A 16,812-nucleotide genomic window follows, 5' to 3' on the forward strand; every position below is an offset into this window, starting at 1 on the left:
CCTGAGGGAGCGAACTGACGCTCCATCAGGCTGAGCGTCGGCATCGCCTGCAGAAATAGCCGAAACAAAATAGAAAACCGGTGACTCCTGAGTTCGCCAACCTGTCCCATCAACAACCAAAAACAATATCAACACGGTCTCAACCGCATGCATCAGCAAAGACAAATCCTGCACAATGAATTACACGCTCGCCCGTCCCTGTACTTCGACGAGCCGGCTCACGTGTTTCATCTGGCCTTCCTCGGCGGTGACCCCGAGTGCAATGCGCTGCTGCAAACCTGCTGCCCTGCTTCCTTCGACCCGAATGCTGCCCAAGGCATCACGCTCCTCGACGGCAACCCATTGAAATGGGAACGCCACGCCGAGTTCTTTACCCTCACCCTGGTGGTCACCTCGGCCAGCAATGATCTGTCATGGACATCATTGCCCGAGTCACTGGCGCAGAGGGTCGAGCCGTATTTGCAGCATCTGATCAACGCCGTACAGATTGTGGTGCGCGCAGAAACCACCATTGACCTCTCGAGTTACGGGTTCAAGGACCCTTGCGGCTCTTGCGTGGGCGGGGGTGATGCCGTGGTCTGGAGCGATTTTCGTCTGAACGAAGATGGCGCGAACCGCTTTCTATTCGTCAATAGTCGCCTGAACGCCTATCGCCAGGGACGGATGATCAGGCGCCTGCTGGAAATCGAGACCTATCGGATGATGGCTTCGCTGTCGCTGACCACCGCCAAGACCTTGAGCGCCCAGCTCAATGTCTTCGACAAGACGTTGGTCACCCTCTCCGAGCGCAATGCCGGCCCCGACAGCGCAAACGCCAAAGGCCTGCTGGCCGACATTGCCAACCTGTCGGCACAAGTCGTCAGCAGCACGGCGAAGACCCGCCACCGTTTCAGCGCCACCCAGGCCTACGCCCAGCTGGTATTCGAGCGCCTTGGCGAACTGCGGGAAAGTCACGTGGGGGATTGCCAGCGCCTTGGCGTCTTCATCGAAAGGCGCTTCAAGCCCACTGTCAGGTACTGTGCCGCCACCGAGCAGCGTCTGGAGCACCTGGCCAAAAGCGTGGCCAACCTTGGCGACCTGCTACAGGCGCGGGTGCAGGTCGAAATGGAAGAACAGAACTCGGAAATCCTCAAAAGCCTGAACAGCCGAGCCGATGCACAGATCAAGATTCAACGCGCCGTGGAAGGCCTGTCGATTATCGCCATCACCTACTATCTGCTGAGCCTGCTCAAGCTTGTGTACTCGGGATTGAACCTGTTGGGAGCGGACGTTTCCGCACGAGAATCCATGTTGGCCATGACCCCTCTCGCCATCGCCATCCTTGTGTTGATTCTGCTCAGAATCAAAAAGGCCAAAGAGCATTGATCCGGCCCGGGCACGCCGCTTGAACAGCCCAGGGTTTCGATCCTGGCGGCAACCCTCGCGCCCTCTTACACCAACCGCTCAATGGTCTGATGCTGCCAGACCATTTTGTAATACGCCGTCTGCAACGCCAGCATGCTCAGATAAGCCACCGGAAACGCCATCCACACCCCTTGCAAGCCGAAGCGCGCATCCAGCAGATAGGCCATCGGCAACTCCACACCGAGGATGCAAACCACCGAAATCGCCATCGGCACCAGCACCGTCCCGCTGGCGCGCATGGTGCCGCCGATGATCGCCTGGAAGCCGAACACCAGCATGCTCCAGAGCATGATGTGCAACAGGTGCTCGGCCATGGCCTGGGTGGATGGATCGGTGAGGAACAGCCCCAGCAGCCAGTGCGACAGCAGGTAACCCGACACCACCAAGCCACCGGTCAGCCACACGTTGATCAACAGCCCCGTGCGTAAAATCAGCGCGACACGCTCGACGCGCCCGGCCCCGATGGCTTGGGCGCCGAGAATCGACGCCGTGATCGCAATCGACAGCGCCGGGAACTGCACATAGTTGACGATCTGGGTCACCGCCCCATACGCCGCCGTCGCCTGGGAACCGTGCTGGTTGACCAGCGCCAGAATCACCAACTCCGACAGCGAAATCACCACCATCTGCAACCCGGTGGGCAGCCCGATGCGCAGCACCTTGCCGAGGATCGCCATGTCCATCCGCATCGCCGCAAAAAACGCCCGATCCGGCGCCAACGGATGCCCCTTGCGAATCAACCGCCACGCCAGCCACCCCATCGCCGACAAGTTACCCGCCAACCCGGCAAACGCCGCACTCTGAATCCCCATCGGCGGCAACCCCAGCCAACCGCGAATCAACGCCGGCGTCAGCGCCAGCCCGATACAGGTCGATACCACCAACGCCAACAACGGCGACAGCGTATCGCTCACCCCCCGCAGCAACTGCGTAAACAGCACAAACACCAACAGCGACGGCATGATCCACATCATCACCTGCGCATACGCCACCGCATCCTCCAGTACATCCACCGGCGTGCCCAACCCCTGCAACGCCGGCCGCGCAAACACACTCCCCACCACCGCCGCCACCAACCCGATCATCGCCCCCAACAGCAAGGTCGTCCCGGCAATGGCCTTCACCATCGCCGGCTCACGGGCGCCCCACGCCTGACCGATCAACACGCCCGCCCCTACGCCGAGGCCGATGACCAGGGCGATAAAGAAAAACACGATGGGAAACATGCCGGCCACGGCCGCCAGCGCCTGGGTGCCGAGCATCTGGCCGATGTAGATGCTGTTGATCGTGCCGGACATGGATTGGAGGAAATTGGAGAGGACCATGGGGGCGAGGAACAGGAGGTAGGTTTGCCAGAGGGGGCGCTGGGTGGAGGGGGTTTGCATGGAGACGGGAGCTCGCTTGATGGACTGGCGTGGGGGGATTCTACGGGATGCTGTAGCCATTCAGAACGCGTCGATGGGTGAGTACCAGCGCACATCGACAGAGGCACTGAGCCAAAGGCTCTGCATCAGTTATTTATACTCAAATGCCAGCTTAATAATATTTTACCGATGCAAGGGTGATCCCTAGTCTTGACCCCAAGAGATGGCAGGCCACAACCGACCTGAATCCAACTTCGAAGGGTAGAGAGATGACCACTGAAAAAATAAAAATAGATACGCTGATTGTGGGCGCCGGTCAGGCTGGCGTGGCCATGAGTGAACACCTGAGCAAACTCGGTGTGCCGCACCTCGTGCTGGAGCGCAATCGTATCGCCGAACGCTGGCGCACCGGCCGCTGGGATTCACTGGTGGCCAATGGTCCGGCCTGGCACGACCGTTTTCCGGGTCTTGAGTTCGACGATCTCAGCCCCGACGGCTTTGCCCCGAAAGAGCGGGTAGCCGACTATTTCGAAGCCTATGCCAGGAAATTCAACGCCCCCATCCGCACTGGCGTGGACGTCAAGAAGGTCGAGCGCAATGTCGGTCGGCCAGGCTTCACCATTGAAACCTCCGAGGGCGTGATCGAGGCCAACCGTGTGGTGGCTGCCACCGGGCCTTTCCAGCGTCCGGTTATCCCGCCGATCGCGCCGAAAGATGAGCAATTCGTACAGATTCACTCGGCCCAATACCGCAATCCAGCGCAACTGCCCGAGGGCGCTGTTCTGGTAGTGGGCGCCGGGTCGTCCGGCGTGCAGATCGCCGATGAATTGCAGCGTTCCGGCAGACAGGTTTACCTCTCGGTCGGCGCCCACGATCGCCCTCCCCGCGCCTATCGCAACCGGGATTTCTGCTGGTGGCTGGGGGTGCTCGGGGAATGGGATCAGGCGGCCATGAAGCCCGGCCGGGAACACGTGACCATTGCCGTCAGCGGTGCCCATGGCGGCCGCACGGTGGACTTCCGCGGGCTTGCCCATCGCGGGATGACGCTGGTGGGTCTGACGCAATCGTTCAATGGCGCCGTGGCAACCTTCCAGCCCAATCTTGCCGACAACCTGGCGCGCGGCGATGAGAACTATCTGGCGCTGCTCGATGCCGCTGACGCCTACATCGAGCGCAATGGTCTGGACTTGCCGCAAGAGCCTGAAGCGCGCATTACCTTCCCGGATCCAGAGTGCGTGACCAACCCCATTCTTGAGCTCGACCTGGCCAGGGCCGGTGTGACCTCGATCATCTGGGCCACTGGTTTTGCCACGGACTACAGCTGGCTGAAGGTCGACGCCTTCGACGACAACGGCAAGCCGCAGCATCAGCGCGGCGTGTCAAGCGAGCCTGGTGTGTATTTCCTGGGTCTGCCATGGCAGTCGCGTCGCGGTTCCTCGTTCATCTGGGGCGTTTGGCACGACGCCAAGTATGTGGCTGACCACATCGCCATCCAGCGTTCCTACCTCGACTACCGGGATGCCCTGCAGCGCGAGGCAGAGACCGTCCCGGTCGCCCACAAAACCACCGTCAGCGCTTAAACAGCGCCGGGCCGAATTTTTCTTCAGGAGCTTCAAATGTCCACGCCAACCCATACCCGTATTCGCATGTTCAACACCAAGGAAACCTACCCGAACCAGAGCCTGGACAACGACCTGTGCCAGGCCGTCCGGGCTGGCAACACCGTTTATGTTCGCGGCCAGGTCGGCACCGATTTCGAAGGTAACCTGGTGGGCCTGGGCGACCCGCGGGCGCAAACCGAGCAAGCCATGCGCAACGTCAAACAGTTGTTGGAAGAGGCCGGCAGCGACCTCAGCCACATAGTGAAAACCACTACTTACCTGATCGATCCGCGTTACCGCGAACCGGTTTATCAGGAAGTGGGCAAGTGGCTTAAAGGGGTGTTTCCGATTTCGACCGGGTTGGTGGTGTCGGCATTGGGGCAGCCGCAGTGGTTGATGGAGATTGATGTGATTGCGGTGATTCCTGAGTAACACAGGTAGACCGAGTCGCGGTCATCGCGAGCAAGCTCGCTCCCACAGTGGATCTTCAGTGGTCACAGATTTGTGCACGACGCCAATCAACTGTGGGAGCGAGCTTGCTCGCGATGGCGCCCGCACAGACACCCATTTTGCCAAGGCTAAACACGGAGCAAAAACCATGACCTTCTCCATCGCCGCCCGTTGCCCCGAAACCGGTCAGTTCGGCATCGCGATCAGTTCCTCAAGCATCGCCGTCGGCGCTCGCTGCCCCTGGCTGCTGCCCGGTGTCGGCGCCGTTTCGACACAAAACATCACCCTGCCCTCCCTCGGCCCGGAAGTCCTCGCCCTTATGGAACAAGGCCTCGCGCCCTTTGAGGCCCTGGACAAGGTCTTGACCCGCAACGGCTACAGCCAATATCGACAAATCACCGCGATTGACCACCTCGGTCGCACCGCACACTTCAGCGGCGCGCAAACCTTGGGCAACCACAACGCCGTGTCGGGTGAACAATGCGTGGCCGCCGGCAACATGCTGGCGGATCGTTCGGTGATCGAGGCCATGGTCAGGGCATTCGAGAACGGTGAGGGTCAACTGACCGATCGCTTGCTCACGGCGATGAACGCGGCTGTGGTGGCGGGAGGTGAAGCCGGGCCTGTGCATTCGGCTGCTGTGGTGGTGGTCGGCGAACTGACCTGGCCGATCATCAACCTGCGGGTCGATTGGGCCGATGAGGATCCGATTGGCCAGCTTGAAAAACTATGGGACGCCTATCGCCCACAGGTTCAAGACTACATCGACCGCGCCCTGGCCCCGGACAGGTCGCCTGGCTACGGCGTCGCCGGAGACGACCGATGAGCAACAGCCTCGATTTGCTGAAAACCTTGGTGGCGTTCGACACCACGAGCCGCGAATCCAACCTGCAGCTCATCGAGTTTGTCCGCGACTACCTCGAACGCTTCGATGTGCCTTGCGAACTGGTCTACAACGAGCAGCGCAGCAAGGCCAATCTGTTCGCGACCATCGGCTCGGCGGATCGGCCGGGCATCGTGCTCTCGGGGCACACCGATGTGGTGCCCGTCGACGGCCAGCCGTGGACGGTTGCGCCGTTCGAACTCACTGAGCGCAACGGCAAACTCTACGGTCGCGGCACAGCGGATATGAAAGGCTACATCGCCTGCGTACTCGCCCTGGTCCCGTCGCTGGTGAAGGCCACGCTACGGCTGCCGGTGCATATCGCGTTTTCGTACGATGAGGAAGTCGGCTGCCTTGGGGTGCGTTCGCTGCTCAAAGCGCTGGAGCAGCGCCCGGTCAAACCGATGCTCTGCATCATTGGCGAGCCGACCGAACTCAAACCGGTGTTGGGCCACAAGGGCAAACTGGCGATGCGCTGCGACATTCACGGTGAAGCCTGCCATTCCGCGTACGCGCCGCTGGGGGTCAACGCCATTGAATACGCCGCCGAACTGATCGGTGAACTGGGGCGGATTGGCCACAGGCTCAAAGCGCCAGAGCATCACGATACCCGTTTCGATCCGCCATTCAGCACCGTGCAAACCGGCGTCATCTCCGGGGGTAAAGCCTTGAACATTGTGCCCGCCGATTGTCGCTTCGACTTTGAAATCCGCGCCCTGCCCTCACAGGACCCAAGCGTGGTTGCGCAAGCGTTGAAGGTTTACGCCGAGCAACAGGTGTTACCCCGCATGCGCGCCGTGAGTGAACAGAGCGACATCCGCTTCAGTGAGTTGTCGGCGTATCCCGGTTTGGCAACCGATGCGCACAGCGAAGCCGCTGAGCTGATCGCCGCGTTTTCGGGTTCCCGGGAGTTCGGTACAGTGGCGTTCGGCACCGAGGGTGGTCTGTTTGACGCCGCAGGTATTCCGACAGTGGTCTGCGGCCCCGGCAGCATGGACCAGGGCCACAAACCGGATGAGTTTGTCAGCCTGGAGCAATTGAACGGCTGCGATGAAATGCTGCAACGGATGCTACTGTCGATTAGCCGCTGATGATTGGCCCGACGCTCAGGTATACAGTCGGGCCAGTTCTTCCTGGCAATGATCCACGAACAGCTGCACCGGTTTGGTCAGTTGCGCCCTTCTCAGCCACGCCGCGGACAAACCAGAGCCGGTTACGGTTTCGGCCAGCGGTACACACACGACTTTCTGCCCGTCATAGGTGTATTCGGAAAACGGCTTGGTCACCAGGATCGAAAAGCCAAAACCCCGCCCGACCATCCCCCGCACCATCTCGATCGAAGGTGAGCTGAACACAATGTGCGGCCTCAGCCCACGCTCTTCAAAAATGCTCACGAAGTAAGTGCGACTCGGCACCACGTCCAACAAAATCATCGGCTCCAGTACCAGGTCATCCAGCGACACTTTCGCCTGCTGCGCAAAGCGATGGTCCGCCGGCAGCAAGGCATACGGCTGCTGCGGCGGCATCAGCGGCACCGTCTCGATCGTGCTGTCCAGGTCATGCTCGAACAGCATCGCCAGATCAATGCTGCCAGCGGTCAGTGCCTGCACCAATTCCTGCTGCTCGCCATCGCGAATCCGGATCTCCACACCGGGCCAGCGCTCTTTGAAACCAGCGATCAACCGCGGCAGGTACAACGGCGCCACCGTTTCAAAACAACCAATATCGATCTGCCCCGCCACCACATCGTTGTCCGCCAGCGCATTCTGCTCAAACTCATGAGCGACTCGCAGCAGCTCCAGTGCCTTTCGGTAAAACCGCGAACCGCTCGGCGTCAGCGAAACACCCTGGGCGTGATGCCGGATAAACAGCTGCACGCCAAAGCTTTCTTCAAGGTGTTTGATCGCGGTCGACACCGACGGCTGGGCGATATAAAGCTTGCGCGAGGCCTCCGCCACGCTGCCGCACTCGGCGGTGGTGACGAAATACCTGAGCTGTCGCAGGTTGTAAGCGGCCATGGGGACCTCCAGAAAAGAGAACATCAAGATCAAGGAATCGGCAGCTTCCGCACAACCTCATGGCTGCACACGGTCACTGTATTGACCGCGTGTAAACCCGATCCCGTAGGAGCTGCCGCAGGCTGCGATCTTTTTATTTTGCTTTTCAAGATCAAAAGATCGCAGCCTGCGGCAGCTCCTACAGGGATCGGCTTGGCGCACAATTCTGTGGCGCAGCCGTCGCAAAACCAGGCACCACGGAGGATCTGAGGCGACCCGCGACCAAGGTTGAACATACCGGAGCCACAAAACCCCCGGGCATATATTTTTTAAGGTTTGAAGCAACAAACTTACTAATTTATCTATCCCGACGCATTGCACATCATCGCTCCAACAAGAAAAGCGTCGTTCGCGCGGCGCTCACCGAAGTACGTCCACGTACTCATCCTTGCCTTGGAGTTCGCCATGGTCACCACAGCAACAACCTCCGCTCCGCTTATCGAAAAACACACGATTGGCTACGTGCCCCCCGAAGATCGCCACGGAAAAGTCAGGGACCTGTTCACCCTCTGGTTCGGCGGCAACATCGCGCCGCTGCCCATCGTCACCGGCGCCCTGGGCGTGCAACTGTTTCAGCTGAACCTGGTATGGGGCATCGTCGCCATTCTGGTCGGGCACCTGGTCGGCGGCGTGCTGATGGCCTTGCACTCGGCGCAAGGTCCACAGATGGGCATTCCGCAAATGATCCAGAGCCGCGCCCAGTTCGGCTCCCTCGGCGCACTGCTGGTGGTGCTGATCGCCGGCATCATGTACATCGGCTTCTTCGCCTCCAACATCGTCCTCGCCGGCAAGTCCCTGCATGGCGTGGTCGACAGCGTGCCAGTGCCGGTGGGCATCGTCATCGGCGCCCTCGGTTCGGGCATCATCGGCATCATCGGCTACCGCTTCATCCACGTGCTCAACCGCATCGGCACCTGGGTGCTGGGCATCGGCATCGTGCTGGGCTTCGGCTACATCCTGACCCACGTCCAGACCGCCGACTTCCTCACCCGCGGCAGCTTCAACATCGCAGGCTGGCTGGCCACCGTATCCCTGGCCGCACTCTGGCAGATCGCCTTCGCACCCTACGTGTCTGACTACTCGCGCTACCTGCCGGAGGATGTGCCAGTCGCCGCCACGTTCTGGACCACCTACCTCGGCTCGGCACTCGGCTCCAGCCTGTCGTTCATCTTCGGCGCCGTCGCGGTACTGGCAACGCCCGTCGGCATGGACACCATGGACGCGGTAAAACTCGCCACCGGCTCCATCGGCCCATTGATGCTCGTGCTGTTCCTGCTCAGCGTCATCAGCCACAACGCCCTCAACCTGTACGGCGCCGTGCTGTCCATCATCACCCTGGTGCAGACCTTCGCCTACCGCTGGATTCCCACTGCCAAAAGTCGCGCCGTGATTTCGGTCATCGTCCTGGTCGCTTGCTGCTTCGCCGCGGTCGGCGCCTCCGCCGACTTCATCGGCCACTTCGTCGACATGGTGCTGGTGTTGCTGGTGGTCCTGGTGCCATGGACCGCGATCAACCTGATCGACTTCTACGCCATTCACAAAGGTCAGTACGACATCGACTCGATCTTCCAGGTCGATGGCGGGATCTATGGGCGGTACAACCCGCAGGCGCTGTTGGCCTATGCGATTGGTATTGCGGTGCAGATTCCGTTCATGAACACGCCGCTGTATGTCGGGCCGATTTCGGCGCACATCAATGGGGCCGATTTGTCCTGGGTGGTGGGGTTGCTGGTGACTTCGCCGTTGTATTTCTGGTTGGCCAGCCGCGACAGCGCCTACAAGCGCCGGTTGACGACCGGGAAACTGGCCAACAGCATGTAACTGAAGCGCAATCCCTGTGGAAGCGAGCCTGCTCGCGATCAGGTTCTGACATTCAATATCAACGTTGATTGTCGCCCAAAGGACAAAGCCCCGATGATTTGGGGCTTTGTTGTTTTTGAGCAGCCATTCCCGATCGGCATAGATACTGTCTTCACCCTCACCTGTCTCTTGCGGATGTACACAGGTCAACTGTGGGAGCGAGCTTGCTCGCGATGACGGCCTGGCAGCCAGCCTGGCTCTTGAGGGTGTACATATCCACTTCTGCGGTAACGGGCACTAATGGTTCCGCCCTTACGGCGGGTCACTTTGGAAAAGAGCCGGAGTGCCGGCCCAGCCCAAAGTAACCAAAGGGCTCCTGCCCCTTTCGTTCGGCCCTTCGCCTAGGCTCAGGATGCCCTCGCTCCGGTCCTGCTCCGTGGGCCCGCCGCCATCGGCCATCCATGGCCGGGGGCGGCTAACCCGGCATCCATGCCGGGTTGCCCACTGCGCAGAACCGGAACGAAGCCTCTCGAGGGGGCGTGCACCGCAAAAGCAAAAGCGAGGCGGTCGACCGGCCGGCCTGTTTGTGTGGAGTGCGCGTGCGTCCTTGGCGCGATAAAAGGTGACGATAAAAGGTGACGATAAAAGGTGACGATAAAAAACGATAAAAGGTGACGGATCTATTTTTCAATAAATCCTTCACCTTTAGTTACCCGGTTACAACGGCCTCCCCCATCAGCCAGAAGTAGACACCACCAGCCGGCCCTCTCTCAAATCCAACCGTCTATCACGCACCAATTGCTCGATTCTTGCTTCCAATAACGCTGTCACCTTGGCCGTGGCGCGGCCAAAGCCAAGCAGTCTCAGGGCTCCAGAGATCGCATCGTCATGACTCATGGAAAACCCCGAGATGATGATTTCTATCAGCGCCTTGTCGAGCTCTTCCGGCGCGACCCACTCCAGTTTGCGTTCGGTGGACTCCCAATGCGCTCGGCTACGGATTACAACCGGACGATTCTCGACCAAGTGAAGAAATTCCCCACGGCGCAAAAAGTGTCTCTGCTTAATGCCCATGCCAATGGCGTCCTCCACGGCGGCAGTGATTCTTGACCCTTGCCGTGTCACCCCGAAAGCCTCCATGAGCCGTCGAGTGACCTCCGCTGAATGCACCGGCGATTCGACATTCACCACTGTGCGGATCAACCGCAGCAGGTGTTCGGGCTGGTGTTGATGCAGTTCCACTTGGGTGGTCACTGCACAGAGCTGTACCTTTTCATAACGCTGGCTGGCAACCAGTTCGACTTCGGCAACGCTTTCGTCGCGAAGAATTTCATGCGCGGGTTCGATCAAAGTTTCTGTAACCGCGACGTTACGACGGTTGGTTATACGTTCGCGAGCCGCCTCGATCGCCGCCACTGTGCGGGTGATTTCTTGCTTGGGATTGCGGAACCAATCGGTACTCCAGATACGATGGAAGTTCCAGCCCAGGCCCTCAAGCACACCTTGGCGCAACCGATCGCGATCACGCGCAGAGCGCGAACTGTGATAGGCCGCACCATCGCATTCAACGGCCAGCACGTATCGGCCTGGGAACTCGGGGTCTCTCACTGCGAGGTCAATGAAGTAACCGGCTGTGCCGACTTGCGGCTCTACCTGGTAGTCAAGATCACGCAAAGCCCGGATAACCTCATCCTCAAAGGGCGAGTCAGTAGCCTTGCCGGTTTCCTTGGCGACTTCCAACTCGCCCGTTTCCGCGTATTTGAGGAAGTTTTTCAAGGCCCGTACGCCGTGTTTGGCGGTGGCATCAATGTCCAGCTCATCGCCCCGGAAGTTACAGAATACGCGCATTGCCAATTTGGCCCGCGTGATCAAAACATTGAGTCGGCGATGCCCGCCGTCTTTATTGAGCGGGCCAAATTCACGGGCGATACGACCGGATTCATTGCGGCCATAACCAATGCTGATGAAGATCACGTCACGCTCATCACCCTGAATGTTTTCAAGGTTTTTTACGAAAAACGGCTCGCTGCCCTGTGCGGTGAAAAATACTTCGGCCTGAGGTGTCTTACGCCGCAGCAACTCAACTTCAACGCTGATCAAATCCCGCTGTGGGACGCTAAATGCAGCCACCCCCAAAGAAAGTTCCGGCGTCTCCAACGCATGTTTCATCACCGCATGGGCGACTGCTTTGGCTTCGTCCTTGTTGGTTCGTGTGCGACCACGGTCATACAGTGCCTGTGGCAGGTAATCGAAGCTGACGCCTTTAGCGTGGAGATGCTGTCCAGCAGAAGGGAATACAACCAGCTTGCTGTCATAGAACTCAACGTTGGAGACGGCGATAAGTGATTCATGCCGGCTGCGGTAGTGCCAGCGCAGGTAGCGTTCCTGACTGCCCGCTGCCTTGAACAGACTGAGGATACTTTCGATGTCTGCGGTGGCGTCGTTCTCGTCATCAGGCGCGATGTCGCGGCTGAACAAGTCGCTAGGCGGCATCTGTTTGGTGTCACCTACCACCACCACTTGCTTGCCGCGCAATATCGCACCAAATGCATCGACGGCCTTGACTTGAGAAGCTTCGTCGAACACTACCACGTCGAAATCCAGCTTGCCTGGAGGCAGAAAGTTAGCGATGGACATGGGGCTCATCATGAAGACCGGCTTGATTTGCTGAATCGCCCGACCAGCCTTGTCGATCAGCTGGCGAATTGGAATGTGCCGGCGCTTCTTATTCAGTTCTGCACGCAGTGTTGCCATTTCACCCGGCTGGTTCACATTGGGCATGTTCTCCCAGACCTGGCGCGCCAAATACGTTTGAGCATGGTTCAACGAAGCAGCATCAAGTGCTTTGAACCTGGCGATCTGATGTTCGTGCTTGATGCGGTCAAATTGCTGTAGCGCTGGTTTTTCAGCGTAGGCCTTTTGCACAAGCCCCGAGTACCAGGAAAAGTCGAGGATGGCAGGTATCTGGTCGGGCGTTTCGCTGCGCAGGGCAATGTTTAGCAACTCGTCCAGTTGGGCCTGATGCACTTCGTCCGACAACACGTTGAAACGAGCCATCTGGTAAAGCGCGCCGAGGCTGGCCTGCCATAACTGCAAGCGTGCGCCCAAGGCAGACAGATCCAGGTTGCGCAGGGTTTGCGCGGTGTCATCCTGCATGCCGATGACTTCCAGACCCGCTAGCAATGCCTGATCAAGGCCAGCGAGATGTTCCTCGATATCACTGACCGTTTCCCCAAGCCCGCCGGCGTCCGTGTGACCCGCGAGGAATGCAATGATCCCTTGTGGTACATGGCCATTGCCGAGGTCTTCATAGAGCTGAACAACCCAGGTACTTACGCGGTCCAGTACTGCCCAGTCGGACTGCTGACGCTGCCATTGAGCACCGAAAAGGGCACTGCCCAGCCCCTCATGTTGGTGATAAACCTTCTGGCTTTGTTGATAGGCCAGAACCGAGTCGACCAGAGTGAGCTGCTCGGTATTGCTGCCAGGCAGCGCGCCCTGTGCAAGCCCTTGCAAACGACTTTTGGCCGTGCGATAGCGCCCCGAAAATACCTTCCACCACTTGTCACCGTAGGCCAGCAGGTTCTGCCGAACCTCCAACAGATCCTGTTCCCACGCGGCCTCGATCAACTGAGTGCCGTGGTTGGCCTTGCACTGGCTCATGCGCTGGCCGGCATCGAGTAATTCGCGAATTGCATCGCGACGCAGCTGCCAGTCACCTGTACTCAGCTCCACGCCTTGCAAACGAGGCGCTTCGGCCGCCCGACTTGCAGCGCGGCAGATGACAGCAACGTCCGCGAGGGTGGCCGGCTGGGTCAGCATCAGTCGAGTCGATAGCGCCTTGGCGGCAGCGTCCAGAGCGGCTAAATGCGCACTTGCCTGTTGCAACGCATCGTTCGCATTGTTCTGTTCAATGGGAGAGAAGTAAGTTCGCTTGCTTCCCCAGAACGGGTTTTGGTCCGGGCGCCCCATTTCCTTGAGATGAAGTGTCAGTTCCTCAACCAACTCTCGGCGTTTCAGCTGATCGGTGTGGGTCCAGGACACCATTGGTGCGAAAGCAATCGTCGGCAACACACCGTAGCTGTGTTTGAGTTTGAGGTAACGACCCAGTATCTCGACAAAATCCATGCCGCTGGCACCTACAGTCGCACTCACTGCCGCACAGTAACGGTTCAAGTTGCCTTGCAGTTCCGCCAGGTTGGTCAGATCATCCGCGCCCACCTTAGTCAGCGGGCGGCCTTGTTCAAGCGTGCGCCCCAGCTCTTTGAGCACCGATAGCTTGGTCGACTTGTGGCTGTGCAATTCAAGCACCGCATCACCCAGGTGACATTCGTCGAGTCGACGTTTAACCACCTCAAGAGCGGCCATTTTTTCGGCTACGAACAACACGGTTTTTTTCTGGGCAATCAGTTCGGCGATGATGTTAGTGATGGTCTGTGACTTACCAGTGCCCGGCGGCCCCTGGATAACCAGGTTGGCGCCCTCTCGCACTTCGAGAATCGCTTCAGTCTGGCTACTGTCTGCATCTTTGACGAATCGCACTTCCCCAGGTTGGAGCACCGAGTCGATGTTTACATCCTCGGCATAGGCCGGCCGCTGGTCACCGAAGCCAGACCCCAGAAGCCGGTTGATTACCGGGTGGGCATCGGGCTGCTGGTCCTGCGGCCAACTCTTCGGGTCCAGATCCTTGAACATCAGGAACTTGCCGAACGAGAAGAACCCGAGCGCAGCCTCGTTTGTTGAAACCTTCCAGCGGGGTTGCTTGCTTACCAGATCCGTCACTTCGGCATAAAAGCTGTCGAGACTACCTTCAGTGGCATCGAAGCGATCCTCACTGAACTCACAGGCCGCGAGGTCGAGACCAAAATCAGTCTTGAGCTTGGCGATCAACGACAAGTTGGGCATCAACTCGTCGCCGGAATGCCTCAGTTTGAAGGCATCCTTTGCACCGCTACGTTCGAGGGTCACCGGCAACAACATCAAGGGAGCCTTGCGCAGGGTTTCCGAGCTGTCCGCTTCGTACCAATGAAGGAAGCCCAGTGCCAGAAACAGAGTGTTTACCCCCTGCTCCTCGATAAAGCCTCGCGCCTCACTGTGAATCCTCAACAGCTGCAGAAAAAGGCGTTCCTCATCCAATGCCGTCTGCAGGCGCGTATCCGTATGCCGCCGCGCCCGACCCGACTCGTCCACCTCATCGTCGACAATACTCGATTCGCCCAAGCCGTCGAGCTCATGCAACAGTAACTCATCAGTCGCTGCGTCCTGAGCGTCCGCTCCCTCGGGCGGCACCGCCTTCGCCAACGCCGCCAACTTCTGGCGCGCCATCGGCGAGAAACTCATGGCCTTCTCCTGCCGATAAAGCAGGTGGAATACCGACTCGGACAGTTCATCCACCACCGCCAACGTCTTGGCTGAAGCGCGGAAGTTCAGCATGGTGTTGCGAAGGCCGATATCGAGCAGTTCCTTGCGGCTACCCTGCAGCTTTTGACTAATCCCAGAATTCATGAGGCTCTCTTGAAACGCGGTCGAGACGGGAAACGAAACAGATTTCCATCAATTAACGGCACAAACGCGGATCATGAACGACGATCAACGCCATCACAACGGACTAATGGTGCCTATAGAACTATTTTTCATTCAGCACTCTGCCCATCATACCTCTTAGGTATCGTACAGCACCCGAATGATATTAGACCCTGGCGGGCGCCGCACTTAGCCTGTGACTCGGCAGGCTTTGCTTGCGCACAAAAATTATAAAAATGCCTTTGATCGGAGCAGCCATGAGTACCCACTATTCCATTCCCGAGTTAATCGACAGCACTCGATTAAGCGCTTTTCAGTGGCGAGTCTTTGGCCTGTGTTTTTTTGTCGCCATCCTGGACGGATTCGATACTCAGGCGATTGCATTCACCGGCCCCTCGATCATCCAGGCATTCGGACTGGGCGCAGGCGCGTTGGCGCCTATCCTGACAGCAGGAATTGTCGGCATGGTGCTCGGGGCAATGGCATTGGGTTTGCTGGGTGATAAATTTGGTCGGCGACCGACGATTATCGGATCGGTAGCCTTATTTGGTGTCGCGTCCCTGGCGACCGCTTTTGCCCAGACAACCGAGCAGATTCTGGTGTTGCGATTTATTGCCGGGCTCGGAATGGGCGGCGCAACACCCGTTGTCCTGTCGCTCGCGGCCGAGTACGGCAGCGCTAAACATCGTGGCACGATCATGACCACGGTTTTACTCGGCTTGCCCGCTGGAGCCATTCTTGGGGGGTTGTTGGCCGCCAAAATGTTACCCACGATAGGTTGGCAAGGCATCTTTGCCGTCGGCGGTATCGTACCGCTGGCACTGGTGGTTGTATTGATATTCGCACTGCCGGAGTCGTTGTATTTTTTAACCAGACACCGACCAGTTATCAGTCGTAAAAAGATTGAGAGAATTGTCGCCACAATCACCAAAAGCCAACTATCTCCCAACAGTATTTTTAGTGTCCCGGAGATGGATGTAAAAACCAGCGTGACCTCCTTGTTCAGTGGCGGACTCGCGCGTAATACCTTTGGCATATGGACGATCTATCTTTTTAACTGGGTTGCCTGGTTCATGTTTCTATCCTGGTTACCCACCGTTCTCAAAGCCACCGGATTACCAGCTGAACAAGCGCCCATGGGGACTGTTGCGGTCAACGCGGTGTTTGTTGTGTGTGCCATTCCACTCTCGATCATGCTGCCGAAAATCAACACTCGGCTATTGTTGCTGGCCCTGTTTCTTTTCGGCATTCTTCTGTGCCTGGGACTGGCCAACAGTGGCAACAACTGGACACTGGTATTCATCCTCGCCGGCTGCGCGGGCTTAGGCATTGGCGGTCAGCAAATCGTGTTGAACTACATGGTTGCCCAGGCATATCCCACTGCATTGCGTGCAACTGCAACAGGCTGGGCGATTGCACTGGGTCGGGTCGGGGCCATTATCGGATCGGCCAGTGGCGGCTGGTTTCTCGAACACGGTGGCCCTGCGGGCTATTACTCAGCGCTGATCGTGCCATTGGTGATCGCGGCGGCAGGACTCATGATCATTCGCACCCAACCAGGTGTAATCAAAGGTCCGGCTCTCGCAGCGCATTGAGAGGTACATATGGCAGCCTCGGTGACCTGAGGCCAAGTCACCGCACTCCGTCAGCATTAGGTCCAGAGCGGATATCGGCTGATTGAGCACGGCCACGCCGCCCTCCTCGACCCACGGTTTGGTGGCCAGGTCCGT

The 16,812-nt window shown here is 58.7% G+C and carries 10 protein-coding genes; 7 read left to right on the top strand and 3 right to left on the bottom strand.

Features of this window, described 5'->3' with window-relative positions; all coding sequences use genetic code 11:
- The first annotated feature begins 147 nt into the window (after nucleotides 1–147).
- Nucleotides 148–1,365 (top strand): DUF3422 domain-containing protein, encoded by a 1,218-nt coding sequence (locus F8N21_RS21475; protein ID WP_150644017.1) that lies wholly within the window; start codon nucleotides 148–150, stop codon nucleotides 1,363–1,365.
- A 65-nt stretch (nucleotides 1,366–1,430) separates the two neighbouring features.
- Here the strand turns inward: F8N21_RS21475 and F8N21_RS21480 are convergent, their stop codons facing one another.
- Entirely contained in the window at nucleotides 1,431–2,789 is a 1,359-nt protein-coding gene (locus tag F8N21_RS21480; protein WP_150644018.1) for an MATE family efflux transporter, read from the bottom strand.
- 248 nt (nucleotides 2,790–3,037) lie between these two features.
- Between F8N21_RS21480 and F8N21_RS21485 the strand changes: the two genes are divergently transcribed.
- The 4 genes from F8N21_RS21485 to argE all read left to right on the top strand — a co-directional run bounded on the left by F8N21_RS21485 (nucleotide 3,038) and on the right by argE (nucleotide 6,793).
- Nucleotides 3,038–4,348 (top strand): flavin-containing monooxygenase, encoded by a 1,311-nt coding sequence (locus F8N21_RS21485; protein ID WP_150644019.1) that lies wholly within the window; start codon nucleotides 3,038–3,040, stop codon nucleotides 4,346–4,348.
- A 36-nt stretch (nucleotides 4,349–4,384) separates the two neighbouring features.
- Nucleotides 4,385–4,801 carry a RidA family protein gene (locus tag F8N21_RS21490; protein ID WP_008027166.1) on the top strand — a complete coding sequence of 139 codons (417 nt, stop codon included), beginning with the start codon at nucleotides 4,385–4,387 and terminating at the stop codon, nucleotides 4,799–4,801.
- 166 nt (nucleotides 4,802–4,967) lie between these two features.
- Nucleotides 4,968–5,645, top strand: coding sequence for a DUF1028 domain-containing protein (locus tag F8N21_RS21495; RefSeq protein WP_150644020.1), 678 nt, complete (start codon nucleotides 4,968–4,970; stop codon nucleotides 5,643–5,645).
- On the top strand, nucleotides 5,642–6,793 hold the full coding sequence (argE, locus tag F8N21_RS21500) for an acetylornithine deacetylase (RefSeq protein ID WP_150644021.1): 1,152 nt from the start codon (nucleotides 5,642–5,644) through the stop codon (nucleotides 6,791–6,793). Before F8N21_RS21495 ends, argE begins: the two co-directional genes overlap by 4 nt.
- A 15-nt stretch (nucleotides 6,794–6,808) precedes the next feature.
- On the opposite strand, the gene F8N21_RS21505 is transcribed toward argE, so the two are convergent.
- Nucleotides 6,809–7,720, bottom strand: a complete 912-nt coding sequence (locus tag F8N21_RS21505) for a LysR family transcriptional regulator (RefSeq protein ID WP_150644022.1) — start codon at nucleotides 7,718–7,720, stop codon at nucleotides 6,809–6,811.
- 444 nt (nucleotides 7,721–8,164) lie between these two features.
- Here F8N21_RS21505 and F8N21_RS21510 point away from each other — a divergent pair, with 444 nt between their 5' ends.
- Complete coding sequence (locus tag F8N21_RS21510) at nucleotides 8,165–9,580, top strand: purine-cytosine permease family protein (protein ID WP_150644023.1); 1,416 nt, start codon at nucleotides 8,165–8,167, stop codon at nucleotides 9,578–9,580.
- A 714-nt stretch (nucleotides 9,581–10,294) separates the two neighbouring features.
- On the opposite strand, the gene F8N21_RS21515 is transcribed toward F8N21_RS21510, so the two are convergent.
- Nucleotides 10,295–15,064 carry a DUF3320 domain-containing protein gene (locus F8N21_RS21515; RefSeq protein WP_150644024.1) on the bottom strand — a complete coding sequence of 1,590 codons (4,770 nt, stop codon included), beginning with the start codon at nucleotides 15,062–15,064 and terminating at the stop codon, nucleotides 10,295–10,297.
- A 275-nt stretch (nucleotides 15,065–15,339) separates the two neighbouring features.
- On the opposite strand from F8N21_RS21515, the gene F8N21_RS21520 reads away from it, so the two are divergent.
- Nucleotides 15,340–16,677 (top strand): MFS transporter, encoded by a 1,338-nt coding sequence (locus tag F8N21_RS21520; RefSeq protein ID WP_150644025.1) that lies wholly within the window; start codon nucleotides 15,340–15,342, stop codon nucleotides 16,675–16,677.
- Nucleotides 16,678–16,812 lie beyond the last annotated feature (135 nt).

It is taken from the genome of Pseudomonas fluorescens (assembly GCF_902497895.1).
Taxonomy (GTDB): Bacteria; Pseudomonadota; Gammaproteobacteria; order Pseudomonadales; family Pseudomonadaceae; genus Aquipseudomonas; species Aquipseudomonas fluorescens_BP.